Consider the following 23,925-nt stretch of genomic DNA (forward strand, 5'->3'; position numbering starts at 1 on the left):
GGGTGCTTTCTTATGAGAATTATGATCGTTGATGATGAGGAAAAGATTCGTCTAGGTCTGTCCAAATTGATCGTTAAGGCGTCTGCGGATTATGAAATTATCGGTGTGTATGCCAGCGGAGCTGAATGCCTGGAAGCGTTGCGGGACAATCAACCGGATGTCGTCGTTACGGATATCAAAATGCCCGGCATGTCAGGATTAGAACTTGCAAAGACGATTCATCAATTCTATCTGCATATCAAATGTGTGATTTTAAGTGGATTCGGCGAGTTTGAGTATGCGCGAACAGCCATTGCAGCAGGTGTCTCTGCCTATTTACTGAAACCGGTCGATAAACAGGAACTGTATGAATTACTAGCCAAACTGCAGAGAGAAAATACGAATTCCCAGCAAGCTGCGGTTCCTGTCCAGGAGGATCATCTGCTAAAAAATAGGCTGCTAGGCAAAATAGTTATCCAAGCAGACACCACATCTACGCAGCAATTAGCATGGATTACAGAACTGTCATCCTATTGCGTCGCTGTGATTGTCACGGACACGGTTGTGCCGCGAACGGCTTTTCGACATTGGCTGCAGCTCAATCAACCGAATCGTATTGCCTCCTTGGAGCTGGTCGAGATGGATGAACGAACTCTCGCCATGATCGCTGTTTTTGCTGTGCAAGAGGAAGCAGCGCTGCACGCATTAGAAAACCATATAAGTTACATACTAGCCATTGAGCATGCGTTCCAAGCCTCTGTGGGAATCAGTTGCATACATAGTCATGTCGAAGAACTAGCGGAGGCATATCGCGAGTCGCTGGATGCTATTGAAATCAACTTTTACAGTACTGAGCGATGTCCGCTTTCACGGGCCGCTCATAGTCAGTTTGGCACTCTGCACCGTGTGGAATCTTATCGCAAGCGTGTCTTGGAGAGTATGGAAATTCTCGATGTTGCGGGTATGGAACTGCATTTAAGAGAGATGTTGCGAGAAATCGGTGCGGTGAAGATTCGGATGAATCATCTGATTGAGCTTGTGGAAACGTTGTTCTACGCCTTGCATAAAGAAGCGGGGAAGCGGCCGGAAACAGCGAATCAGGGCGCCGCTCAATGGGATTGGGGAAATGCGCTCAAGCAATGTTTCACGTTTGGTGAAGCCAAATCCTTAATTGAGACTAGTCTCGTAGAAGGCCTCAGCTTGCTGCTGAATGAGAGAAATGTGCAGGGGGCCGGGACCATTTATCAAATCAAAAAAATTATCGAGTTGGAGTATGCGGACTCCTTGGATTTAAACAGCTTGGCCAAACGGGTATTCCTGACGCCGAGTTATTTAAGCAAGCTTTTCAGACAGGAAACGGGCACGACCATCATCGAGTACATCATATCTGTACGTATGAATAAAGCCAAGGAACTGTTGATTAATCAGATGCAGTTGAAAACCTATCAGGTTGGTGAATTGGTTGGTTACCGGGATCCCGCCTATTTCAACAAACAGTTCAAAAAGGTAGTTGGTCTCACGCCAAAGGAATTTAGGGATGTTGTTAGCTAGTTTGTTAGCATAATTTTCGATAATAATGCGAAGATAATACAATAAAAACAAAAAAAGTGCCTATTAATCCCTCCTGAATCGCCATATAATTAGAAATGTAAGCGATAACAAATGGATTTTCAAACTTTCAAGGGGGTTTTTGAAAATGAAAAAGTGGCTAACATCCAGCATGGCGTTAGTATTGGTTATGTCTATAACAGCGGCATGTGGTAAAACAACAGATAACGGCTCGGCAACTACGTCACCTGCGGGAACGAACGCACCGGCAACAACAGATGCAGGTGGAGCTGCTAATGCGAGCGTCAAAGGTAAAATTACTGTCGTTACGCACCGTACCGACTTAGTCGATACAAAGTTCAAAGAGTGGACGGACGCTTTCAAGAAGAAATACCCAGGCGTAACAGAAGTAGCGATTGAATCAATCAAAGACTATGGTCCAACAATGAAAGTCAGATTATCAACAGGCGAGCTGGGCGATGTCAATATGATCCCGGACGGTGTGCCTAATAACAAATTGGCTGAGTACTATGCTCCGCTTAATGACCTTGGCTTGAATGATAAAGTTTATTTCCCTGACATTAAAGCGTCTGATGGCAAAACACTTGGTCTGCCAAGCGGTGTAAATACAAATGGTGTTGCTTACAATAAACAAGCATTTGCCAAAGCCGGAATTACATCCGTGCCCAAAACATTGGATGAACTTTATGCAGCCGCCGAAAAATTGAAAACGGCTGGCATCACGCCATTGGCCACAAACTTCAAAGATAAATGGCCATTGAGCGAGTGGGATATCATTGCTTTTGAAATTTCAGGAGATCCAGAATTCCGTGGTTCGATGACGAAAACAGATGCGCCATTCGCAGAAGGAACGCCGTACAATAAAGCGCTGACCATTCTGAAAACGTTTGTTACAAAAGGATATACCGAGAAAGATTTGATGTCGACAGATTGGGAATCCTCGAAGAAAGATGTAGCAAGCGGTAAAACAGCGATGTACTTCCTAGGAAACTGGGTTATCCCGCAAATTATCGAGAACGGGGCCAAATCAGAGGATATCGGATTCTTCCCTATGCCTTATGACAACAGCGGTAAATACAACGCTAACATGGGCCCTGACTATATGTATGGCGTTGCAAAAAACAGCAAGAACATCGACACAGCCAAAGCATTTGTGAAATTTATGATTGAAGAATCCGACTATGCGGACTATGCGGGTATGATTCCTCCTTTGAAATCCAAAGTATCCACGATGCCGCAGCTCAAAGAATTTCTGGCTATGAAGCCTAACACATTGCAAGGCAAACCGGATCCGGATGCTTACAGTGCAATCGCCAATAAAGCGCAAATCGACTTCATGGGTGGAACGTATGTTCAAAAATTAGTTCTGGCGAAAGATTTTAAAGCGGGATTAGAAGAGTTGAACAAAAAGTGGGCAGATGCCAAAAAAGCGGTAGGTCAATAATCACATAATTCATACCTCTGTTGCGGTCATTCACCTATGAGCGGCCGCAAATAGAGGTCATTTGTGTTCGAATTTTGTTTGAAATTATCGGGAAAAGGAGGGGTTGTCATGCTAAATCTGACCTACAAAACACAGCGTGTGATTATTTTATTATCCTTTTTGACCATTCCGCTCATTTTGCTTGCAACCTTCACGTTCTACCCAGCCCTGCGTTTGGTTCAGCTAAGTTTTACGGATTGGGACGGTGTAGGGAAGTCGTTCAAATGGATTGGATTTGCGAACTACAAAGAAATTTTCTCGAACAGTGAAATTTTTGGCGTCTTTAGCCATAACTTATATTATTTCGTCGGCGGTATCATTCAGAACATTCTAGCTCTGTATTTCGCGATTATTTTGAATTCCAAAATAAAAGGGCGCAATATGTTCCGGGTCTTTTTATTTTTACCTTATATTCTTAACAGTGTCGCAACGGCGTATATGTTCCAGTTTATTTTCAATACCGACCACGGCACACTCAACACGCTTTTGGATGCTGTAGGTTTGGGTGCTTATAAGCAAAGTTGGCTGGGCAATCAGAGCTTGGTCAATATTTCATTAGCATCTGTTTCCTTATGGAAATTCATGGGCTTTAACATGGTCATTTACTTAGGTGTCTTGCAATCCATTCCTGGTGATCTATACGAGGCTGCCAAGATTGATGGAGCGAATGCTTTCAAAACGTTAATTTACATTACCTTGCCAAATATTCGGAAAATCATTGAGCTGAACATGCTGCTCACGGTTTCAGGAGCACTGGAAGTATTCGATATTCCATACATTATAACCGGGGCTGCGCCAGGCAGTGATACTTTTGTAACCAAGGTGAATGATGTTGCCTTTAAATTCAATAACATTGGCTTAGCCTCCGCGATGGCCATCGTGCTGTTAATCATCGTTACAGTTGTTATTACTATTCAACGTAAATTCATTTTGCGCGGGGAGGATTAAATCATGGAAAACAGACTCTCTGCGAGTGTTTTGAGCGTACTCAAATATGTGTCGCTGCTGCTTGCTGTGCTGACTGTGTTGATTCCTCCTTATGTGGTGGTCGTCAATGCCTTCAAAAGTGCAGCGGAATATGCGGCCTCTAGTCCCTTCAGTTTACCAACGAATATCTTTAACTTTGCCAACTTTGCGAAAGTGTTGGAAGTAGGCAAATTAGGTCAAGCATTTAAAAATACAGGCATTATCGTTGTTTCTTCGCTTCTGATTAATATTGTGCTGGGCACGATGGTTGCTTACGCTTTGGGGCGGTTTACTTTCAAAGGGAAAGGCCTGATTCTGGGTGCTTACCTTATTGCTACGTTCATCCCCTTAATCACAACGCAAGTGGCTACCTTCAGCATTATTCAGGGTCTGCACTTATTCAACTCGCGGGGGGCAGCGATCCTGCTGTATGCAAGCACGGATGCTGTGCAAATTTACTTGTATTTGCAGTTTATTAGCAAAATTCCGTATTCCCTCGATGAGAGTGCCATGATGGAAGGAGCTTCCCTTTTCCGGATTTATCGTACGATTATTTTCCCATTACTGGGACCGGCAACGGCAACGGCCATTATTTTGAAAACCATTAATATTTACAACGACATGTATATCCCGTATCTCTATATGCCTTCACAAAAGCTTGGGGTTGTTTCAACGTCACTCATGCGCTTTGCAGGGCCCAATAGTGCGCACTGGGAACTTATTTGTGCGGCCATTCTGATTGTTATGCTGCCGACGATGATCGTTTATTTAATTTTGCAGCGTTTCATTTTCTCTGGAATTGTAAGTGGATCTGTTAAGGAATAGACGGCAGGTGTAGAGAGCGCGACTGACAAAGATAAGGACGTGTGGAAAGTGGAATATATCAAAGGCATGACATGGGGCTGGGTTGGCACTCGTGGGACATGGGCGAATGAAGCCGCAAACTTTTCGATGACGGAAATGACGAAGCTTGGCGTTAATTGGACGGCGATTGCTTTGTCCGCTTTGCAGGATCATCCGCAAGCGACCCAAATTAACTATCAAGATGAGCCTGCGGTGACTGATACCGAGGTCATTTGGGCGATCGACAAAGCCCATGAGTTGGGGCTGAAAGTCTGTTTGAAACCGGTTGTGAATTGTGCGAATGGCGTATGGCGCGCACATATTAATTTCTTTGACATGGACGTGCCCTGTGAGCCCAAATGGAGCGAGTGGTTCGCAAGTTATACCGCATTCATTCTTCATTATGCCGGAATTGCTCAGGATTCAGGCTGTGAAATGTTCTGCGTCGGCTGTGAAATGGTGCAAACCGATCGGCGCGCAGCGGAATGGAGAGCACTGATCAGCCAAGTGCGAGAGGTCTATACGGGCGTTATTACTTATAACTGTGATAAATATCAAGAAACGAATGTGACTTGGTGGGATGCCGTTGATGTGATCTCCTCAAGCGGTTACTATCCGATTGATTCATGGGAAGAACGTGTTGCGACGCTGGAGGCTTTTGCAGCCAAGCATGACAAGCCGTTCTTCTTCATGGAAGCAGGCTGCCCAAGCCGGCAAGGTTCTTCCTTCTTGCCCAATGACTGGGGCCTTGAGGGGCCAGTCAGCCTGGAAGAACAAGACGAGTACTACCGCGTCATGTTGGCGAAGATCGGCAGCAAGCCATGGTTTCGCGGCTTCATGCTGTGGGATTGGCCTGCGCAGCTGTACCCTGAAACCGAGGCTGCGCGCAACGACGACTACTGCATGTACGGCAAGCCGGCTGGGAAGACGATTGAGGCTTTCTATCGTCAGCAGGTTTAAGGATTTGATTGTACCCGCCCGGGTTATGGGCGGGTTTTTTTGTATTTAACGCTCGAACCGCTCAACCACTTCAAAACAAGCGCGGCTGTTATGATACGGGCACTTCCAAGCGTTGACCTTCTGGTCCTTGGCGTAAGGGACGCGGTCCTGGGACACGCGGCCATGCCACTCGCCATGCTCGCGGTCAATGAGGGTCGTCTCGATGAAGTCCCACGTCTTCACCGCAGCTTCAAGGAACTTCTCCTCGCCGGAGGAAGTGTAGGCATTGACGAAGCCGACGACGGCCTCGGCCTGCGGCCACCAATCCTTATCGGCATCAAGGACCTTGCCGTGGCCGTCGGTTTCGTTCCATACGGCTCCGTCTGTGTCCACGCCGTGTTGAAGCACGGCTTCCGCCATCTCTAGCGCCACTTTCTTAACCTTGGCGAGCAAAGCTTCATCGCCAAGGACATGAGCGGCTTCATCTAACAGCCAACTGCCCTCGATATCATGCCCAGGAGATACCTCATGGGAAGTCACCTGCCACTGGGCATCAAAGTACAGCGCAAAACTTTCATTGGACGCGACCACGATATGTTCCAGTGTCACTTCAATCAGTTCTTTCAGCCTGCTGCGCAGATGGGGCAGATCCCAGGCACGAAGCAAGTTCGTGTAGGCTTCCATAATGTGAAGATGGGAGTTCATCGATTTCGCATCATTTTGAGCGTAGATGTTGAAGCGCGCGTTACCTTCTTGCCGTGACCAATCTTGGGCAAATGCCTCATAATACCCTTTGTTTACAGGGTCATAGCTGTAGGCTTCCATCTCGGCATAGAGCTTCTTGGCCTTTTCCAAAACTTCTGGGGAACCAGAGGCCAGATAAAACTCCGATAATGCGTATAGAGTAAAGGCCTGCCCGTAGATATGCTTCCTTGGCTCTAAAGGTTGGCCTTTGTAATCAATCGCCCAATAATAGCCGCCATAAGTTGGGTCATAGAAATAAGTGGTCAAATAGTCATAGGCACGCTGCGCCAAGTGCAGGTATCGCTCTGTTTGGAACACGCGATAACCTCTGGCAAACGTCCATAAAATGCGTGCGTTGAGCACCAAGCCTTTAGGGGCTTCTGCTTGTACGGTCATATCGCTGTCGATTGCACCAAGGAAACCGCCATGTTGTTCATCAACTGTGTAATCTGCCCAGAACGAGAGAAGAGATAGAAGTTCCTTGTGCATCTGCTCAGCTAAAGTTGATTTTACCGTTTCTGTCGTTGTCATTTTGTGCATATCCCCAATCTTTTTTGAAATCGTCTGAAATAGGTAGCACTAATTTCGTTTGTTATGATAATATAATACTAACAAATAGTATACACCAATCTAGCCGTGGTTGCTAAATGAAACGGGGGAACCCTAGTGTCACAAAAGATAACGATGCAAGAGATTGCCGATCGTCTCAGTGTCTCCAAATATGTCGTGTCCAAAGCACTTTCCGGAAAGTCAGGTGTTAGTGAAGCGACCAGGCAGCGTGTCATGCAAATGGCAGGGCAGCTCGGTTACCTTGCGCAGAAAAAAACGCCCGCCCCACCGACAGATTCGGATAAACGTTGGGGAACCCAAGGATTGGAAGAGGGGATAGGTACAGTACTTGTGCTGATGCCTAACATCCGGCATCAAACGAAGGAATCAACGTATTGGGGGAAAATTCTCGATGGAATTTCCAAAGAGCTAGAGAACAGAGGGGCAGATATGCTGACACTCACGCTGAATTCAGCGGAAGGACTCAATAGCAGTTTGCGGCCGCAGGGGCTCGCTGGAGTCATCGGTGTCGGTGAAATCTCCCGTTCACTTTTGCTTGAGGTTCAGCGTCTTGGATTGCCGCTTGTTCTGCTAGACCATGATGACCCTTTTATATCTGCGGACCAAGTGTTTGCCAACAACCGTGACAGCGCCTATCGCATTGTGCAATATTTATTGGGACTTGAACATCGGTCTGTTCAATTCATCGGCAATACGGCTTTCTCCAAAAGCTTCCGTGAACGTTGGCATGGTTTCCGAGAAGCGCTTGAGGAGGCTGGCATAGCTTACTCGCCGGAGCCTTTTCAGAAGCTGCTTCATCTTGAATACCTCGATGCGCACATTCAAGAAGAGCAGATTCGCGAGGCGCTGCGGCCTCATTTGGAGCGAACGACGCTGCCCTCAGCGCTTGTATGTGCGAACGATCGTGTCGCTTTTGCAGCGGTTGCTGCTTTACGCTCGTTAGGAGTTTCCGTTCCGGATGAAGTATCCGTGACGGGATTCGATAATATTGAGCCTGATTATCCGGGCGTTCAAGAGCTTACGACAGTGAACGTAACCAAAGAAACCATTGGCAAGCGAGGGGTCGATGTGTTGTTTTGGCGAATCGCCAACCGGGACTCGCCAGCCGAAACGATCCAGATACGCGGTGATCTCATCGTTCGCAAATCGGCGGTAACTCCTAGGATTCACAATCTTCCTCCTATGTAACAAAAAGAGGCTGACTCAAAAGGTTACAAACCTAGAGAGCAGCCTCTACTTTGTTTCGATGGGGAGCGAAATCTAACAGGAATTTCTCCTGCTATTTTTGGCTTTACTAACTCTAAAAGGTCATCTAACTGGAAAACCTCCCGCTAATTTAGAGGAAAATCGCTATTTAATGAGAAAGTAACAGAAATAACAGGAGATTTTCCATGAAAACCGGGTTTTCATGGAAAAATGTCTAAATTAACGGTAGCTTTTCCATGTAGTGCAATATTGAAAGCAAGAGGCTGCCCTTAAGTCATAAAATTGACTTGTGGGCAGCCTCTTTTTGTCGGAGAGGCCTGGCAGATGTTTCAAGCTTCTTGCAGCACTTCGCGAAGGGCGACAAGGAATGCTTCTTGTTCTTCCGCTGATCCGATGGATATCCGCACATGATTGGGGAGATTCCAACCGGCTCCGTAACGAACGATGATCCCTTTGCGCATCAGTTTATCATAGATTGATTTGGCTTCAGGTCCAAGATCAATTAAGACAAAGTTACTCATGCTGCGTGTGAAATGGATCCCTAACGCTTGCAAATTTCCGTATAGTTTTTCGCGTTCAAGAGCATTCGAATTGCGCGTGGCTTGCACATGCTCGTCATCCAAGATAGCCGCCACAGCGCCTACTTGGGCTAGCGCATTGACGTTAAAAGGTTCTTTGACCTGGCGAATATGCTGCAAAATAGCCGGTGACGCGATGCCATAACCAACCCGGATGCCTGCCAACCCATATATTTTGGAGAAAGTTTGGGTCACAATGATCGGGTAGCCCGCTTTGACAAGCTCTAGGCCATCGCAGTAATCGTCTGCTGTCACGAAGTGACTGTAGGCACCGTCAAAAATCACCAAAACGTGTGCAGGAAGCTGATCCACCAGCTGGTGCAAATCCTGTTTCTTCATATATGTGCCTGTTGGATTGTTAGGGGAGCAAATGTAAAGCAGTTTGGTTTTGGCAGTTACAGCGGCAAGGATATCCTGGATATCATAACTGTAATCTTCACGCAGTGGCACCTCGACGACGCGGGTTCCCATCAGATTCGCCCCGAATTCATATTCGCTGAACGTTGGAGAAGGCACAACGATTTCATCGCCTGGTTCCAGGAAGGCTTCCGATATGAGCGTTATGAGCTCGTCGGCGCCATTCGTAACAAGCACTTCATCAGAAGTGAACTGATACTTTGTGGCGATCGCAGCACGTAGATCTACGGTGTCCGCGTCAGGGTAGCGGTGGATATCCGAGAGATAGGCTTGAATCGCCGCAAGCGCAAGTGGGGAGGGGCCGAGCGGATTCTCATTGGAAGCGAGTTTAATCACCTTTTCGATGCCTAATTCACGTTGGACCTCCCAGATCGGCTTGCCAGGGGAATAAGGTTTCATGCCACTTAACACATTGCGAGGACGAATGTTTACGGTAGTTCGGTTGCTCATACAGAGTCACTCCTATTCATGATTACTTTACTGTAATAATACATTAACTTGGTAAAGTAGTAAAGTATTTTAAGTGATAAAAAGCCTCTGACCTTATCCAACACTCGGACAAGATCAAAGGCTCTAGTTACAAATGATAGCTGCTACTATTTTTTCAAATCCAAACGCACATCGCGTCCATCGTCTTGCACGGACAGTTCCTTGCCTGCAGCCTTCAATGATTTCGCATAATCTACCCAAGCATCCAGCATAACGGCTCCGTCTTTCCAGTCTTTCACTTCCCCGAAAACGGTAAATCCGTCACCGCTGCCCGTTGCCATGAAATCATTGGTTGTCACTTTGAAGGTCCGCTCCGTATTGAACTTGCCATCTACATAAATGGGAGTTCCATCTACGAGGGCGATCTTCGAATATTTCTCGCCAAGCGGTTTCGTGCTATCCCACTCGACTTTTAAGCCAGAGAATTGGATAGCCGGGAGATTGGAGTATTTATCGGTTACTTCCAAAGCCTTCTTGATTTGGGCAGCTGTCATGGTACCTGTAACGTTGTAATTGCCGAAAGGGAAAACTTCAAACATTTTACCATACGTCAGATTGCCTTTATCCAAATCAGCGCGAACGCCGCCGATGTTGGTGAAGGCAATGTCCGACTTCTCGGCAGCCCGCATCGCATCCGTGATGCTGTTTCCGAGCTGTGTAGCGCCATCGCGTTCAACGCTGCCATTCGCTGCATAACGGAATGATTTCCGGGTAAGCGGTTCAGCAACCACAACTTCCACTTCGCTGGATTTCGTTGAGATTTTAGCTTTGTAATCCTCAACCGTCTGATGAATTTTGGAATCAGCCGTGGTTAAGTTCGTATACGTTTCTAGCAAACTAGCATTCGAAGATACGACTTTTTTAGTGGTTTTATCCACGAATAGTTGAATATGGCCGACCGCATAAAGCCAGCTTTGCGCTTCAACCACGGGAATTCCGTTCACAATGCCGGAAACACGCAAATGCGAGTGTCCGCCAACGATCGCATCCAGCGTTCCGTTTCCTGTGCCATTGGCCAAATCGGCTAGTTCACTGATGATTTCCTGTGATTTTTGGTTCTGCTCACCAGGCAGGTGGGAAGTGACCATAATGATATCAACGCCTTTGGCGCGCAGTTCCTCGGACAATTCCTTGGCAAGCGGAGCTGGATTTACAAAAGAGAGTCCTGCGATATTGGTTGACTTGGTCGTTGTCGTTGTTTGCGGTGTGGCGAAGCCGATAATGCCGATCTTGAGGCCATCTTTTTCAACAATGACGTACGGCTGTGTCCAGTCGACACGTTTGCCGCTTTTGTCATCAATAATGTTCGCTCCGAGAATTGGGAACTTGGCGTTTTTGATGTTGTTGATGAGAACGTCGCGGCCAAAATCGAATTCGTGGTTGCCAATCGCGGCAGCATCATAGTTGACCTGAGCCATAGTATCCATCACGGACTGACCGTTCGTCGTATTGGAAATCAGTGTTCCCTGCCAAGCGTCTCCGCCGTCAACAACGACAGTGCCTTTCGGATTAACAGCACGGAAATCATTCACAATCCCACCGAGCGTTTCGATACCGCCTTGCTCTTGATTGCGTTTTTTATCAAAACCGACTTCGATTTTACCATGAATATCATTTGTCGATAAAATATCAACCACTTTAAATAGTACAGGCTTCAGCGCTTTAGCGACTTCATCGCGCGTTACAGCGGCGGTCGGATTGAAGTTGCCGTCGAGTGAAGGAGCGAAAATCCCGCTAATGACGGCATAGGCCGCATAAGGGCGAGACGCCTGGGCAATCGAAGCGGAGTCTTTAAAATAGTTCAAAACATTCTCATTCACCTTCGGCATCTGACCGCCCGTGACAACTTTCACGATCAGCTCAGCCAGCTCTTGACGTGTAACAGAAGCATTCGGGTGAAACGTCCCGTCAGCGAAACCGCTGATCAACTTAGCTGCAACCGCATTTGCTACAGCTTGTTTCTGCCAAGCAGCAAGGTCGGAGAATGTCGCAGACCCGGCATCCGCCTTCGTTAAATTAGCAGCCCGATTGATCATGGTCACAACTTCAGCGCGTGTTGCTTCATTAGCACCGCGATAGTCATTATCGCCGTAGCCCTCAACGGCTCCTTTTTCAACGGCAAGGCGCATATCTGATTTTATCGTAGTTGGGGAAGTAGCTGCTGCGGATTCAGCGAAGGCCATACTGCTGGCGAATGAACTGGTAAGAACGGTTACAAGAGCAAGTGCAGTGAGACGGGTGGTCAATGTTTTTTTCATAAAGTGAAATCGTCCTCCTTCAATTAATAGAACGCAGGTTAATAATACGTCTATAAGTATATAGGAGATTGCTAGTTTTTGAGAAGTGAAGAAATTATTATTATAAAAATACACAAAAAAAGCCGTTCACCTTCCAAGGGTTAATTGGCTTTGCGATCCATATGAACTTCAAAGTGATATATCGTGTTGCGAGTCAGCACCCGGAAATCCATGCCGTCTCGATCTATTGCTTGCACGCTGGTTGTTTTGAAAGGGATATAGCGGTTCACAGCAGTTAGCATCATAGAAGACCCGACCTCGGTAGGGTTCATCTCACAGAAAGTTTGCCCTTGAATCTGATCAAAATCGAAACGTTCCGAACGATGCTTAGGGGTAAATCCATCCACCTCGTAAATTTGAAGAAGCTTTAGCAATCTCATGATCTGTACCCTCCAATCGGATCCTTTATATTCAGTATACACCGAGTCTAACGATGAAGTGAAATTTCATGACCTAACAAATAACTAATATGATCTTCACACTTTCCTAGTTTCCAATATATACAATTGAACTATCCGAATTGGGGGTGTTGCCGGCATGATGCATACGAAAATAGTAGTTGAAGGAAAAGAGGTTCTTGTGTTTTTTGAGCCCAACTATCAGGGTTACATCCATGTGGCTGCCGAGACGATAATTAAGCATCTAGCGAATGCTCAGGTGAAAAAAATATTTGATGATCTTGGCTTAGTCAATATTACGAGTCAAGAAGTAACGCTTTATTCGTTAGACGGCGAAATGGAGACACTGTGTATTTCTTAACTTCGAGATCTAGCCCTCCTGCACTTATTTCATTACAATAGAAGAAGATGAATGAGGGAGGTAATCGTATTGGCAGTTTTGAAATTGGAGCATGTCGGTGTCATGGTTGCAAATTTGGAAGCATCCATCCGTTTCTATGAAGAAGTTATCGGGCTTAAACACAAAGGTACGCTGCTTCATACCAATGGAGTGATTCGACTTGGCTTTCTCGGATTTGAACAGTTGAATGAAACGGAAGTAGAATTGATTGAAGGTTATAACGGAAACCTGCCGCAAGAAGGCAAAGTTCATCATTTAGCTTTTACTGTGGATGACATTGAAATTGAATTTGCTAGAATACAAGGATTGAACGTTGAGCAATTGGATACGGAAATTACTGCGCTTCCGAACGGCTCGAGATACTTTTTCTTTAATGGTTTGGACGGAGAGCGCATTGAATTTTTTCAATCGACGCGATGATCCTTACTACTATATTCCGTTAAATACGGGCATCCTTTTATTAGAGTTGAACAACTCTGGTAAAGAGGTGCTTTTTTATTTGCAAGAGTATGAGAGAACATTCAAAACAATGGCAATAGTGGAACATTTCCAAAGGGGTTGTAATTGCTGGCTGAGCATGGTACATTAGTCCTCGTTGCTTTTGAAGCAGCAAACACCGACAGATAGCGACAGAAATTGCTGAGAAAAATAAATGCTTGCAATTGATGAACGAGCTGTGGTATATTACTTCTCGCTGCTTCGGTAACACGGCAGTGAGCGAAAGAAATTGATCTTTGAAAACTGAACAACGAGTGAGTAAGCACGAACGAGAAATCGTTCAAAAAAGAGATTGCAAAATCTCGCTAGCAAGTCAATGAACATTTCAGCTTTCAGATATACGGACGAGCAATCGTTCGCTACTATGGAGAGTTTGATCCTGGCTCAGGACGAACGCTGGCGGCGTGCCTAATACATGCAAGTCGAGCGGATTTGTTCCTTCGGGGACAAGTTAGCGGCGGACGGGTGAGTAACACGTAGGTAACCTGCCTACCAGATCGGGATAACTATCGGAAACGATAGCTAAGACCGGATAATTGGTTTTCTCGCATGAGAGAATTATGAAACACGGAGCAATCTGTGGCTGGTAGATGGGCCTGCGGCGCATTAGCTAGTTGGTGAGGTAACGGCTCACCAAGGCGACGATGCGTAGCCGACCTGAGAGGGTGAACGGCCACACTGGGACTGAGACACGGCCCAGACTCCTACGGGAGGCAGCAGTAGGGAATCTTCCGCAATGGACGCAAGTCTGACGGAGCAACGCCGCGTGAGTGATGAAGGTTTTCGGATCGTAAAGCTCTGTTGCCCTAGACGAACAGCATGAGGAGTAACTGCCTTGTGTGTGACGGTATAGGAGAAGAAAGCCCCGGCTAACTACGTGCCAGCAGCCGCGGTAATACGTAGGGGGCAAGCGTTGTCCGGAATTATTGGGCGTAAAGCGCGCGCAGGCGGTTCATTAAGTTGGGTGTTTAAGCCCGGGGCTCAACCCCGGTTCGCATCCAAAACTGGTGAACTTGAGTGTAGGAGAGGAAAGTGGAATTCCACGTGTAGCGGTGAAATGCGTAGAGATGTGGAGGAACACCAGTGGCGAAGGCGACTTTCTGGCCTATAACTGACGCTGAGGCGCGAAAGCGTGGGGAGCAAACAGGATTAGATACCCTGGTAGTCCACGCCGTAAACGATGCATACTAGGTGTCGGGGATTCGATTTCTCGGTGCCGAAGTTAACACAGTAAGTATGCCGCCTGGGGAGTACGCTCGCAAGAGTGAAACTCAAAGGAATTGACGGGGACCCGCACAAGCAGTGGAGTATGTGGTTTAATTCGAAGCAACGCGAAGAACCTTACCAGGTCTTGACATCTGGGTGTAAGCACTAGAGATAGTGCCCCTCTTCGGAGCACCCAAGACAGGTGGTGCATGGTTGTCGTCAGCTCGTGTCGTGAGATGTTGGGTTAAGTCCCGCAACGAGCGCAACCCTTGATCTTAGTTGCCAGCACTTCGGGTGGGCACTCTAAGATGACTGCCGGTGACAAACCGGAGGAAGGTGGGGATGACGTCAAATCATCATGCCCCTTATGACCTGGGCTACACACGTACTACAATGGTCGGTACAACGGGAAGCGAAGCCGCGAGGCGGAGCGAATCCTTATAAGCCGATCTCAGTTCGGATTGCAGGCTGCAACTCGCCTGCATGAAGTCGGAATTGCTAGTAATCGCGGATCAGCATGCCGCGGTGAATACGTTCCCGGGTCTTGTACACACCGCCCGTCACACCACGAGAGTTTACAACACCCGAAGTCGGTGGGGTAACCCGCAAGGGAGCCAGCCGCCGAAGGTGGGGTAGATGATTGGGGTGAAGTCGTAACAAGGTAGCCGTATCGGAAGGTGCGGCTGGATCACCTCCTTTCTATGGAGACTCGGATCTGATAGATCCAGTCAAGTATCTTCGGATACACATCGCTTACTCACTCGTGTTCAGTTTTGAAAGAGCAATCTTTCAATGTAATACTTTTGTTCCTTGAAAACTAGATAACGAAATGAAACGTAAAGTAAGAACTTAGGTTGTGTTAACCTTCGGGTTGCACAAAAATCTTTAAAGTTTTTTCTAGGTTAAGCTAGAAAGAGCACACGGAGGATGCCTAGGCACTAGGAGCCGAAGAAGGACGTGGCGAACGACGAAATGCCTCGGGGAGCCGTAAGCAGGCTTTGATCCGGGGATGTCCGAATGGGGGAACCCAGCTGTGGTAATGCGCAGTTACTCTAAAGTGAATACATAGCTTTAGTAGAGGCATACCCAGGGAACTGAAACATCTAAGTACCTGGAGGAAAAGAAAACAAAAGTGATTCCGTCAGTAGCGGCGAGCGAAAGCGGAATAGCCCAAACCAAGGAGCTTGCTCCTTGGGGTTGTAGGACCTCGATATGGGGTTAGTTCGATAGGCGAAGTGATCTGGAAAGGTCCGGCATAGAAGGTAAAAGCCCTGTAGCCCAAATCGAACGAAATCCCTAGAGGTATCCTGAGTACGGCGGGTCACGTGAAACCCCGTCGGAATCCGGCAGGACCATCTGCCAAGGCTAAATACTCCCTAGTGACCGATAGTGAAGCAGTACCGTGAGGGAAAGGTGAAAAGCACCGCGGAAGCGGAGTGAAAAAGAACCTGAAACCGTGTGCTTACAAAAAGTCAGAGCCCTCTTTATGGGTGATGGCGTGCCTTTTGTAGAATGAACCGGCGAGTTACGTTCCCGTGCGAGGTTAAGTCGAAGAGACGGAGCCGCAGCGAAAGCGAGTCTGAATAGGGCGCTTTAGTACGTGGACGTAGACCCGAAACCGTGTGATCTACCCCTGTCCAGGGTGAAGGTGAGGTAACACTCACTGGAGGCCCGAACCCACGCATGTTGAAAAATGCGGGGATGAGGTGGGGGTAGCGGAGAAATTCCAATCGAACTCGGAGATAGCTGGTTCTCCCCGAAATAGCTTTAGGGCTAGCCTCGGAAGATGAGTTGTGGAGGTAAAGCACTGATTGGGTGCGGGGCCCGCCAAGGGTTACCAAGTCCAGTCAAACTCTGAATGCCACAAACTTTATTCCGGGAGTCAGACAGTGAGTGCTAAGATCCATTGTCAAAAGGGAAACAGCCCAGACCATCAGCTAAGGTCCCCAAGTGTGTGTTAAGTGGGAAAGGATGTGGAGTTGCACAGACAACCAGGATGTTGGCTTAGAAGCAGCCACCATTGAAAGAGTGCGTAATAGCTCACTGGTCGAGTGACTCTGCGCCGAAAATGTAACGGGGCTAAACACGCCACCGAAGCTATGGCTTGCACTTTGTGCATGGGTAGGGGAGCGTTGTATGTACGTTGAATTCTGACCGTAAGGACAGGTGGAGCGCATACAAGTGAGAATGCCGGTATAAGTAACGAAAAGATCAGTGAGAATCTGATCCGCCGAAAACCTAAGGGTTCCTGAGGAAGGCTCGTCCGCTCAGGGTAAGTCGGGACCTAAGGCGAGGCCGAAAGGCGTAGTCGATGGACAACAGGTGGAAATTCCTGTACCACCGTAGCCGTTATGAGCAATGGAGTGACGCAGAAGGATAGTGACGCAGACTGATGGATGTCTGTCCAAGCAGTGAGGCTGATGTGTAGGCAAATCCGCACATCGTAAGGCTGGGCTGTGATGGGGAGGGAAACTTTAAGTACCGTAGGTCATGATTTCACACTGCCAAGAAAAGCTTCTAGCCAGGCGAAGGTGCCCGTACCGCAAACCGACACAGGTGGGTGAGAAGAGAATTCTAAGGCGCGCGGAAGAACTCTCGTTAAGGAACTCGGCAAAATGACCCCGTAACTTCGGGAGAAGGGGTGCCTCGGTAGGGTGAATAGCCCGAGGGGGCCGCAGTGAAAAGGCCCAAGCGACTGTTTAGCAAAAACACAGGTCTGTGCGAAGCCGCAAGGCGAAGTATACGGGCTGACGCCTGCCCGGTGCTGGAAGGTTAAGAGGAGTGGTTAGGGGCAACCCGAAGCTATGAATTGAAGCCCCAGTAAACGGCGGCCGTAACTATAACGGTCCTAAGGTAGCGAAATTCCTTGTCAGGTAAATTCTGACCCGCACGAATGGCGTAACGACTTGGGCGCTGTCTCAACGAGAGATCCGGTGAAATTTTAATACCTGTGAAGATGCAGGTTACCCGCGACAAGACGGAAAGACCCCATGGAGCTTTACTGCAGCTTGATATTGGACTTTGGTACGATCTGTACAGGATAGGTGGGAGCCTTTGAAGCCTGAGCGCCAGCTTGGGTGGAGGCGCCGTTGGGATACCACCCTGATCGTATCGGAGTTCTAACCTGGTACCGTGATCCGGTATGGGGACAGTGTCAGGTGGGCAGTTTGACTGGGGCGGTCGCCTCCTAAAATGTAACGGAGGCGTTTAAAGGTTCCCTCAGAATGGTTGGAAATCATTCGCAGAGTGCAAAGGCATAAGGGAGCTTGACTGCGAGACCTACAAGTCGAGCAGGGACGAAAGTCGGACTTAGTGATCCGGTGGTACCGAATGGAAGGGCCATCGCTCAACGGATAAAAGCTACCCTGGGGATAACAGGCTTATCTCCCCCAAGAGTCCACATCGACGGGGAGGTTTGGCACCTCGATGTCGGCTCATCGCATCCTGGGGCTGAAGTAGGTCCCAAGGGTTGGGCTGTTCGCCCATTAAAGCGGTACGCGAGCTGGGTTCAGAACGTCGTGAGACAGTTCGGTCCCTATCTGTCGCGGGCGTAGGAAATTTGAGAGGAGCTGTCCTTAGTACGAGAGGACCGGGATGGACGTACCGCTGGTGTACCAGTTGTCTCGCCAGAGGCATAGCTGGGTAGCTATGTACGGAGGGGATAAGCGCTGAAAGCATCTAAGCGCGAAGCCCCCCTCAAGATGAGATTTCCCAGTATGTAAGACCCCTTGTAGACGACGAGGTTGATAGGTTCGAGGTGGAAGTGCGGCAACGTATGCAGCTGACGAATACTAATCGGTCGAGGGCTTAACCTAATCCCAACCAAGTGAAGATAAGCTTTGTAGCTAATTCCGACTACTTGATTGGGAACCAGAAATCCTAAGAATATCTAACTTTACGCACGTTTCGTATCTAGTTTTCAAGGCGCAAACCACGCTTTGACTGTTTGGTGATGATGGCGGAGGGGACCCACGCGTTCCCATCTCGAACACGACCGTTAAGCCCTCCAGCGTCGATGGTACTTGAACCGCAGGGTTCTGGGAGAGTAGAACGTTGCCAAGCAGTTTTCCCTGATAGCTCAGTTGGTAGAGCACTCGACTGTTAATCGAGTTGTCACAGGTTCGAGTCCTGTTCGGGGAGCCATTTTTATAACATACCAGGCTTTTCATGGAGAGGTGTCCGAGCTGGCCGAAGGAGCACGATTGGAAATCGTGTAGACGTCACAAGCGTCTCGAGGGTTCGAATCCCTCTCTCTCCGCCATATCTAGCTTATACATCCGAGAAGCCTGTTTTACGAGGCCCGTTGGTCAAGTGGTTAAGACACCTCCCTTTCACGGAGGTAACAGGGGTTCGAGTCCCCTACGGGTCACCAACTAATCCCCACAAAGTGACGTATTGCTGACGAAGCATATTCCGATTACTTTGCGTGGGCCGGTACAACACTTCCCATGGAGGCTTAGCTCAGCTGGGAGAGCATCTGCCTTACAAGCAGAGGGTCGGCGGTTCGATCCCGTCAGCCTCCACCATATATCCCTTTAACGGGGTCGATGAAATTTATATGCTTAATGACGCGGGGTGGAGCAGCCCGGTAGCTCGTCGGGCTCATAACCCGAAGGCCGCAGGTTCAAATCCTGCCCCCGCAACCAATCTTCTTACAGAAGATATTGTACATAGTGTGGAGCTGTGGTGTAGTGGCCCAACATGCCTGCCTGTCACGCAGGAGACCGCGGGTTCGAATCCCGTCAGCTCCGCCATTTTTTATTTATGGCATGAGTCATTAGCTCAGTTGGTAGAGCACCTGACTTTTAATCAGGGTGTCGTAGGTTCGAATCCTACATGACTCACCATTCTTTGATCATCGATCAAAGTTTTTCTGTTTATGCGGTCATGGCGGAATTGGCAGACGCGCACGGTTCAGGTCCGTGTGGGCTAACCCCCCGTGGAGGTTCGAGTCCTCTTGACCGCATCACGCAAAGAGTTTTCCTTTATCCTTTTACAGGGATGAGGGAAAGCTCTTTTTTTTGCGAATCATACAAAATAGTGTTGACATTGATTATTATTATCACTAATATCAAGTGTAGCGATTGAAGTGAGTGGCGGGGAGTGATCGAGATGAAAACGATTAAATACTGCTGTAGAAATGAGAAGTTCGGGTCCAAGCAAATTTTCAAATCCTTGAAAAACGAGTATCCTGACCTCAAGCAGAAAAAGAAAGATTGCTTAGGCAACTGCAAGCATTGCAAGAAAGAATGTATCGCGATGATTGGTAAAAAAGAATTGCTGTGCGCGGCTTCGCCAGATTTACTTTATGCTCAGATTAAGCAAATTATTGCTGAATCTAGAGTTGAAAGCGTGATGGCATGAATATAGATCTGTTAAAATTGTTACTTCCGTTTGTATTTGTATGCGGAGTTCTGGTAATCTTGTATGTATGGGGAATTAATAAAAGCTAACCATACAGAAGGGATGTGTGCATCAATGTTAAACGATACACTAACTGGCGCTCTTAACGAGCAAATGAACTATGAATTTTACTCGGCGCACGTCTATTTAGCGATTGCAGGTTACTGTGCAGGGGAGAGCTTGGATGGCTTCTCCAACTTTTTCAAAGTGCAAGCGGAAGAAGAGAAGTTCCATGCGATGAAGATTTTCAAATATATCAATGACCGCGGTAAAAAGGTCAGCTTTGCTGGTATGGAAACTCCAGTCAATGAATATAAATCCATTCTGGATGCTTTCGAGCACGCCTACCTCCACGAGCAAGAGGTAACCAAACGCATTTACCATCTGTCAGATTTGGCACTTAATGATAGAGAGCATGCGACGATGCAGTTCCTCAAATGGTTCATTGATGAGCAGGTCGAGGAAGAAGCCATGTTCGACAGCATTATCAATAAACTCAAGCGTATCGACAAAGACAGCAACGCTTTTTATATGTTGGATGCTGAATTTGCACTGCGTTCATTCACGCCACCAACAGCGGAATAATTACATATGTTTTTATGAGGATGAAACTTACCCAGTTCGCGAATTTTAGCGAAGGGTAAGTTTTTTTTGTCTGCTGACGTACAGTTGTCAGGAGTCCTTTTATATACTGGGGAAAATAGGAAAAGGATGTGTTCGCATGGACAAGTTAGATTTAGCTAAAACGTACAAAAGTTATTACTCAGCACCAACAAAACCCCAAATCGTGGAATTCGATCCTATTCGATACGTAAGCATTCAAGGTCAAGGGGATCCTGATGGTACCACCTTTTCAAATGCGGTAGAAGCACTTTACACGCTTTCTTACAGCATCAAGGGGATTTATAAGAAAGAAGGGAAAGATTTCACTGTGGCCAAGCTAGAGGGCCTATGGTGGGTTGACGGAGACGTTAGTAAAGCTTTGGACGTTCCAAGGGAAGAATGGCACTGGAAGCTTCTAATTCGTATGCCTGATTACGTCAGGACGGAGAGTTTCGGAGAAGCGCTTGCGATAGCGATGGATAAGAAGAGGGAACTGGAAGTTATTTCGAGTATTCACTATGAAACCCTGCACGAAGGGACTTGTGTACAAATGCTCCATGTGGGGCCTTATGCGACAGAACCGGAGTCCTTGGAGCAACTTGAGCATTATTTGGCGGAGCACAAATATCGTATCACTGGGCTTCATCATGAGATTTATTTATCAGATCAAAGAAAAGTGGAGCCTTCGAGGATGAAGACGATTTTGCGTTATCCCATAGCAGCGATAGAAGTGGTGCAGGTCTGATTTTTGCGGTAAAATAGAAGAAAATGTCGATACATGCATGGGGGGGCTGGCAGATGCAGAAAGGAACGCGTCATTTCACAGGGATCGCCAAAGGTATAGGCATGCTGCTGATCTTGATTGGGTTTATGTATCCTGCATCTGCCGCTCAGGCCTCCTGGTTAGACCGGATGAAGGAAATCTATCAACTCCCGGAGAATGTGGAACAAATTCAGAAAGACTATGACGCTACTAAGCAGCAATTAGAGGATCAGAAAGATAAGTTGGCTGAATCGATCAAGCGCTCGCAGGAAACGGAAGAACGGCTTCTAGGGCAGAATGATACGCTTAAAAAGGAAAATGAGCAGCTGCAAGAACGAATAAAAGCAATGGAGCAAATAGCGCTTGATAAAGACAAGCGAAATCGAAAGATTATGTATATGGTTGTGACGGCTGTTTTGCTCGTTGTGTTTTATTTTGTGCTTGGCCGCGTGTTTCGACTTATTGTCTGGCGCAGGCAAAAGCGTCTTAGGAAGTAGAGAATTGCAGCTAAGGGGAGGTCAGCGTGTATGGAGGTATCCTTCGAGAAATCAAGTTCACAGGCAAGGATCACCACATTACGCTTGGAAAAGGACGAGTCCGTGCATGTGCTGCATCCGAACCAAATAGTTGCTTTTCAAGGGAAGTCGGAGCTGAGAGAAGATTCTTTCATGAAGCTGCCAAGCATGTATAGGAAAAAACGCTTAATCCAATCGCGTGTTCGCGGTCCTGCGCATGTCATGCTGGGGCTGCCTGAAGGCTACAGTATGTCTGTAATATCGATTGGGCCTGAAGATGATCTTTTGTATGAATTTCGTCACGTGTTGTTCTATACAGAGGGGGTAAGTTTTACTTCCCATTTGCAAAACGTGAAAAATACACTGATCACCCAAGATCTCGTGAAGATGCAGTTTAAAGGGCCTGGCAGCTTAGGACTGCTAACTACGGGACCGATGTTTCAAATGGCGCTGGATGCGAAGGAGCCTTTGTATGTCGATATCAGCTGTCTCGTAGCTTACCCGAGAAATGCTCAGCTGCGTTTATGTGTGTATGGGAATACGCTGGCGAGCCAACATATGAATTATCATTGGGAGATAACGGGGAAGGGGCATGTTCTGATGCAGCCTTGTAAGCCGGATCGCAAGCTGGATGAGCATATGCAGAGCGACAGTTTGCTGCGGAGAATTGCCAAAGAAGTGATACCTTTCGGCGGAATTTTCATTAAATAAAAAAAGGTAATAAAAAACATTTGCATTTGTCCTGGAATCCTGATATATTATTCCTTGTCGCCTCGGAGAAACATCAGCCAGAACGACAAGTAAAATGACCCATGCGGAAGTGGCTCAGCGGTAGAGCATCGCCTTGCCAAGGCGAGGGTCGCGGGTTCGATCCCCGTCTTCCGCTCCAATTTTTAAGCGCCCTTAGCTCAGCTGGATAGAGTATTTGACTACGAATCAAAAGGTCGGGAGTTCGAATCTCTCAGGGCGCGCCATTTTTACTCTTTATACACTTCGGGACGTAGCTCAGCTTGGTAGAGCACCTGCTTTGGGAGCAGGGGGTCGCATGTTCAAATCGTGTCGTCCCGATCTTTACAAACTACGCGGGCGTAGTTTAATGGTAGAACTTCAGCCTTCCAAGCTGATCGCGCGGGTTCGATTCCCGCCGCCCGCTTACAGCATGTAGGAATGAGGAAAGACCACCTTCGGGTGGTCTTTTTGTTATGTACTTGGGCTTAGGGCTTGGCTCCCTGAGTTTGTTAAAGGACCTTTCTGCGTGGTTCGAAACGGACATAAGGTAGCGGAGAGTGCTTGTTTGCTCGAGTGGCTGCAGATGTGGAGGCATAAGCAAGTACGATTGCAAGGGGAATAAGAGCCTTTGGAGACTTCTATCTGCGGGGAAAGTGGGGTTTTGCGCGGAATAGGAGCCTTTGGGGGCTCTTATTTGTAGTTTGGCGTAGTAGAGCGGGCTAGTTGAAGGGATAAGAGCCTTTGGAGACTTCTATTTGCGGGGAAAGTGGGGTTTTGCGCGGAATAGGAGCCTCTGGAGGCTCTTATTTGTAGTTTGGCGTAGTAGAGCGGGCTAGTTGAAGGGATAAGAGCCTTTGGAGACTTCTATCTGCGGGGAAAGTGGGAGTTTGAGCGGAATAGGAGCCTCTGGGGGCTCTTATTTGTAATTTGGCGTAGTAGAGCGGGCTAGTTGAAGGGATAAGAGCCTTTGGAGACTTCTATCTGCGGGGAAAGTGGGGTTTTGCGCGGAATAGGAGCCTCTGGGGGCTCTTATTTGTGGGTTAGAGATGAAGCTTTAGCTGAATCAGGCTATTGGATGGGATGGTGCTTATCGCGGGGGGCTCTCTAGAAGTGAGTTTCATTGGAAAATTCCAATGAAACTCACCTTTAGGAAGCAAATCAGGAACTTCCATTGGATTTATCCAATGAATAGGCTTCCTCGCCGCAGCATCTAAATATTGTCTCCATTTTTCGATAGTTATTGAATGTTATCCCTAAACATAACGCGTACACTGGCATAGAGAGACGTCAAGTACTCTCCCCCTCGATGAAAATGCGTGCGCATTATGTC

At 47.5% G+C, this 23,925-nt stretch carries 17 protein-coding genes, 12 tRNA genes and 3 rRNA genes; 28 read left to right on the plus strand and 4 right to left on the minus strand.

Translation table 11 applies throughout. The features are described from left to right. Positions 1–12 precede the first annotated feature (12 nt). From LOZ80_RS35805 to LOZ80_RS35825, 5 genes are all read left to right on the plus strand, one after another. A complete protein-coding gene (locus tag LOZ80_RS35805) occupies positions 13–1,530 on the plus strand; it encodes a response regulator (RefSeq protein WP_238168948.1) in 1,518 nt (505 codons plus the stop codon). A 145-nt stretch (positions 1,531–1,675) separates the two neighbouring features. Next, a complete protein-coding gene (locus tag LOZ80_RS35810; RefSeq protein WP_238168949.1) occupies positions 1,676–2,992 on the plus strand; it encodes an ABC transporter substrate-binding protein in 1,317 nt (438 codons plus the stop codon). 108 nt (positions 2,993–3,100) lie between these two features. Continuing rightward, a complete protein-coding gene (locus LOZ80_RS35815) occupies positions 3,101–3,979 on the plus strand; it encodes a carbohydrate ABC transporter permease (RefSeq protein ID WP_238168950.1) in 879 nt (292 codons plus the stop codon). A gap of 3 nt (positions 3,980–3,982) precedes the next feature. Further along, positions 3,983–4,822, plus strand: coding sequence for a carbohydrate ABC transporter permease (locus LOZ80_RS35820; protein ID WP_189019255.1), 840 nt, complete (start codon positions 3,983–3,985; stop codon positions 4,820–4,822). Positions 4,823–4,888: 66 nt separating this feature from the next. After that, the gene (locus LOZ80_RS35825; RefSeq protein WP_238173211.1) at positions 4,889–5,800 is read left to right on the plus strand and encodes a glycoside hydrolase family 113; all 912 of its coding nucleotides are present in this window, start codon (positions 4,889–4,891) and stop codon (positions 5,798–5,800) included. A 45-nt stretch (positions 5,801–5,845) separates the two neighbouring features. On the opposite strand, the gene LOZ80_RS35830 is transcribed toward LOZ80_RS35825, so the two are convergent. Beyond that, positions 5,846–7,054: an AGE family epimerase/isomerase gene (locus LOZ80_RS35830; RefSeq protein ID WP_238168951.1), complete on the minus strand. Its 1,209-nt coding sequence runs from the start codon at positions 7,052–7,054 to the stop codon at positions 5,846–5,848. 135 nt (positions 7,055–7,189) lie between these two features. On the opposite strand from LOZ80_RS35830, the gene LOZ80_RS35835 reads away from it, so the two are divergent. Next, positions 7,190–8,281 carry a LacI family DNA-binding transcriptional regulator gene (locus LOZ80_RS35835; RefSeq protein WP_238168952.1) on the plus strand — a complete coding sequence of 364 codons (1,092 nt, stop codon included), beginning with the start codon at positions 7,190–7,192 and terminating at the stop codon, positions 8,279–8,281. A 347-nt stretch (positions 8,282–8,628) separates the two neighbouring features. Here LOZ80_RS35835 and hisC read toward each other — a convergent pair whose 3' ends face one another. The 3 genes from hisC to LOZ80_RS35850 all read right to left on the minus strand — a co-directional run bounded on the left by hisC (position 8,629) and on the right by LOZ80_RS35850 (position 12,460). After that, the gene (hisC, locus tag LOZ80_RS35840) at positions 8,629–9,744 is read right to left on the minus strand and encodes a histidinol-phosphate transaminase (protein ID WP_238168953.1); all 1,116 of its coding nucleotides are present in this window, start codon (positions 9,742–9,744) and stop codon (positions 8,629–8,631) included. Between the two features lie 146 nt (positions 9,745–9,890). Then, positions 9,891–12,041, minus strand: coding sequence for a 5'-nucleotidase C-terminal domain-containing protein (locus tag LOZ80_RS35845; protein ID WP_238168954.1), 2,151 nt, complete (start codon positions 12,039–12,041; stop codon positions 9,891–9,893). 140 nt (positions 12,042–12,181) lie between these two features. Continuing rightward, positions 12,182–12,460, minus strand: a complete 279-nt coding sequence (locus LOZ80_RS35850; RefSeq protein ID WP_238168955.1) for a hypothetical protein — start codon at positions 12,458–12,460, stop codon at positions 12,182–12,184. Between the two features lie 157 nt (positions 12,461–12,617). On the opposite strand from LOZ80_RS35850, the gene LOZ80_RS35855 reads away from it, so the two are divergent. From LOZ80_RS35855 to LOZ80_RS35960, 22 genes are all read left to right on the plus strand, one after another. Further along, a complete protein-coding gene (locus LOZ80_RS35855) occupies positions 12,618–12,839 on the plus strand; it encodes a hypothetical protein (RefSeq protein ID WP_238168956.1) in 222 nt (73 codons plus the stop codon). Positions 12,840–12,908: 69 nt separating this feature from the next. Next, positions 12,909–13,298: a VOC family protein gene (locus LOZ80_RS35860; RefSeq protein WP_283214725.1), complete on the plus strand. Its 390-nt coding sequence runs from the start codon at positions 12,909–12,911 to the stop codon at positions 13,296–13,298. A 439-nt stretch (positions 13,299–13,737) separates the two neighbouring features. Continuing rightward, positions 13,738–15,281 (plus strand): 16S ribosomal RNA (locus tag LOZ80_RS35865). Between the two features lie 201 nt (positions 15,282–15,482). Further along, a 23S ribosomal RNA gene (locus LOZ80_RS35870) occupies positions 15,483–18,397 on the plus strand. A gap of 130 nt (positions 18,398–18,527) precedes the next feature. Next, positions 18,528–18,644: ribosomal RNA gene (rrf, locus tag LOZ80_RS35875) — 5S ribosomal RNA — on the plus strand. The 16S, 23S and 5S rRNA genes sit together here with 8 tRNA genes alongside, the layout of an rRNA operon. Positions 18,645–18,649: 5 nt before the next feature. Then, positions 18,650–18,725: transfer RNA gene (locus LOZ80_RS35880), tRNA-Asn, on the plus strand. A 26-nt stretch (positions 18,726–18,751) separates the two neighbouring features. Beyond that, positions 18,752–18,843, plus strand: a tRNA-Ser gene (locus LOZ80_RS35885). A gap of 36 nt (positions 18,844–18,879) precedes the next feature. Next, positions 18,880–18,954: transfer RNA gene (locus tag LOZ80_RS35890), tRNA-Glu, on the plus strand. 78 nt (positions 18,955–19,032) lie between these two features. Next, a tRNA-Val gene (locus tag LOZ80_RS35895) sits at positions 19,033–19,108 on the plus strand. A 43-nt stretch (positions 19,109–19,151) separates the two neighbouring features. Then, positions 19,152–19,228 (plus strand) — tRNA-Met (locus LOZ80_RS35900). A gap of 31 nt (positions 19,229–19,259) precedes the next feature. After that, positions 19,260–19,336, plus strand: a tRNA-Asp gene (locus LOZ80_RS35905). Positions 19,337–19,353: 17 nt separating this feature from the next. Then, positions 19,354–19,429: transfer RNA gene (locus LOZ80_RS35910), tRNA-Lys, on the plus strand. A 34-nt stretch (positions 19,430–19,463) separates the two neighbouring features. Beyond that, positions 19,464–19,548, plus strand: a tRNA-Leu gene (locus LOZ80_RS35915). Positions 19,549–19,694: 146 nt separating this feature from the next. Further along, positions 19,695–19,946, plus strand: coding sequence for a DUF1450 domain-containing protein (locus LOZ80_RS35920; protein WP_238168958.1), 252 nt, complete (start codon positions 19,695–19,697; stop codon positions 19,944–19,946). A 114-nt stretch (positions 19,947–20,060) separates the two neighbouring features. Then, complete coding sequence (locus LOZ80_RS35925; protein ID WP_238168959.1) at positions 20,061–20,570, plus strand: ferritin; 510 nt, start codon at positions 20,061–20,063, stop codon at positions 20,568–20,570. Positions 20,571–20,706: 136 nt separating this feature from the next. Further along, entirely contained in the window at positions 20,707–21,333 is a 627-nt protein-coding gene (locus LOZ80_RS35930) for a GyrI-like domain-containing protein (RefSeq protein WP_238168960.1), read from the plus strand. A gap of 53 nt (positions 21,334–21,386) precedes the next feature. Then, on the plus strand, positions 21,387–21,848 hold the full coding sequence (locus tag LOZ80_RS35935; RefSeq protein WP_238168961.1) for a hypothetical protein: 462 nt from the start codon (positions 21,387–21,389) through the stop codon (positions 21,846–21,848). A 30-nt stretch (positions 21,849–21,878) separates the two neighbouring features. Then, positions 21,879–22,577 (plus strand): AIM24 family protein, encoded by a 699-nt coding sequence (locus LOZ80_RS35940; RefSeq protein ID WP_238168962.1) that lies wholly within the window; start codon positions 21,879–21,881, stop codon positions 22,575–22,577. A gap of 103 nt (positions 22,578–22,680) precedes the next feature. Further along, positions 22,681–22,755: transfer RNA gene (locus LOZ80_RS35945), tRNA-Gly, on the plus strand. A gap of 8 nt (positions 22,756–22,763) precedes the next feature. Continuing rightward, positions 22,764–22,840, plus strand: a tRNA-Arg gene (locus tag LOZ80_RS35950). A 20-nt stretch (positions 22,841–22,860) separates the two neighbouring features. Continuing rightward, positions 22,861–22,934 (plus strand) — tRNA-Pro (locus LOZ80_RS35955). Between the two features lie 14 nt (positions 22,935–22,948). Continuing rightward, positions 22,949–23,019: transfer RNA gene (locus LOZ80_RS35960), tRNA-Gly, on the plus strand. Positions 23,020–23,925 lie beyond the last annotated feature (906 nt).

The organism is Paenibacillus sp. HWE-109, from assembly GCF_022163125.1.
Taxonomy (GTDB): domain Bacteria; phylum Bacillota; class Bacilli; order Paenibacillales; family NBRC-103111; genus Paenibacillus_E.

Excerpts from the sequence above, each read along its gene's own strand:
- LOZ80_RS35805 (WP_238168948.1), top strand. The coding sequence starts at position 13 with ATGAGAATTATGATCGTTGATGATGAGGAAAAGATTCGTCTAGGTCTG.
- LOZ80_RS35810 (WP_238168949.1), top strand. The coding sequence starts at position 1,676 with ATGAAAAAGTGGCTAACATCCAGCATGGCGTTAGTATTGGTTATGTCT.
- LOZ80_RS35815 (WP_238168950.1), top strand. The coding sequence starts at position 3,101 with ATGCTAAATCTGACCTACAAAACACAGCGTGTGATTATTTTATTATCC.
- LOZ80_RS35820 (WP_189019255.1), top strand. The coding sequence starts at position 3,983 with ATGGAAAACAGACTCTCTGCGAGTGTTTTGAGCGTACTCAAATATGTG.
- LOZ80_RS35825 (WP_238173211.1), top strand. The coding sequence starts at position 4,889 with ATGACATGGGGCTGGGTTGGCACTCGTGGGACATGGGCGAATGAAGCC.
- LOZ80_RS35830 (WP_238168951.1), bottom strand. The coding sequence starts at position 7,054 with ATGACAACGACAGAAACGGTAAAATCAACTTTAGCTGAGCAGATGCAC.
- hisC (WP_238168953.1), bottom strand. The coding sequence starts at position 9,744 with ATGAGCAACCGAACTACCGTAAACATTCGTCCTCGCAATGTGTTAAGT.
- LOZ80_RS35845 (WP_238168954.1), bottom strand. The coding sequence starts at position 12,041 with ATGAAAAAAACATTGACCACCCGTCTCACTGCACTTGCTCTTGTAACC.
- LOZ80_RS35850 (WP_238168955.1), bottom strand. The coding sequence starts at position 12,460 with ATGAGATTGCTAAAGCTTCTTCAAATTTACGAGGTGGATGGATTTACC.
- LOZ80_RS35855 (WP_238168956.1), top strand. The coding sequence starts at position 12,618 with ATGATGCATACGAAAATAGTAGTTGAAGGAAAAGAGGTTCTTGTGTTT.
- LOZ80_RS35920 (WP_238168958.1), top strand. The coding sequence starts at position 19,695 with ATGAAAACGATTAAATACTGCTGTAGAAATGAGAAGTTCGGGTCCAAG.
- LOZ80_RS35925 (WP_238168959.1), top strand. The coding sequence starts at position 20,061 with ATGTTAAACGATACACTAACTGGCGCTCTTAACGAGCAAATGAACTAT.
- LOZ80_RS35930 (WP_238168960.1), top strand. The coding sequence starts at position 20,707 with ATGGACAAGTTAGATTTAGCTAAAACGTACAAAAGTTATTACTCAGCA.
- LOZ80_RS35935 (WP_238168961.1), top strand. The coding sequence starts at position 21,387 with ATGCAGAAAGGAACGCGTCATTTCACAGGGATCGCCAAAGGTATAGGC.
- LOZ80_RS35940 (WP_238168962.1), top strand. The coding sequence starts at position 21,879 with ATGGAGGTATCCTTCGAGAAATCAAGTTCACAGGCAAGGATCACCACA.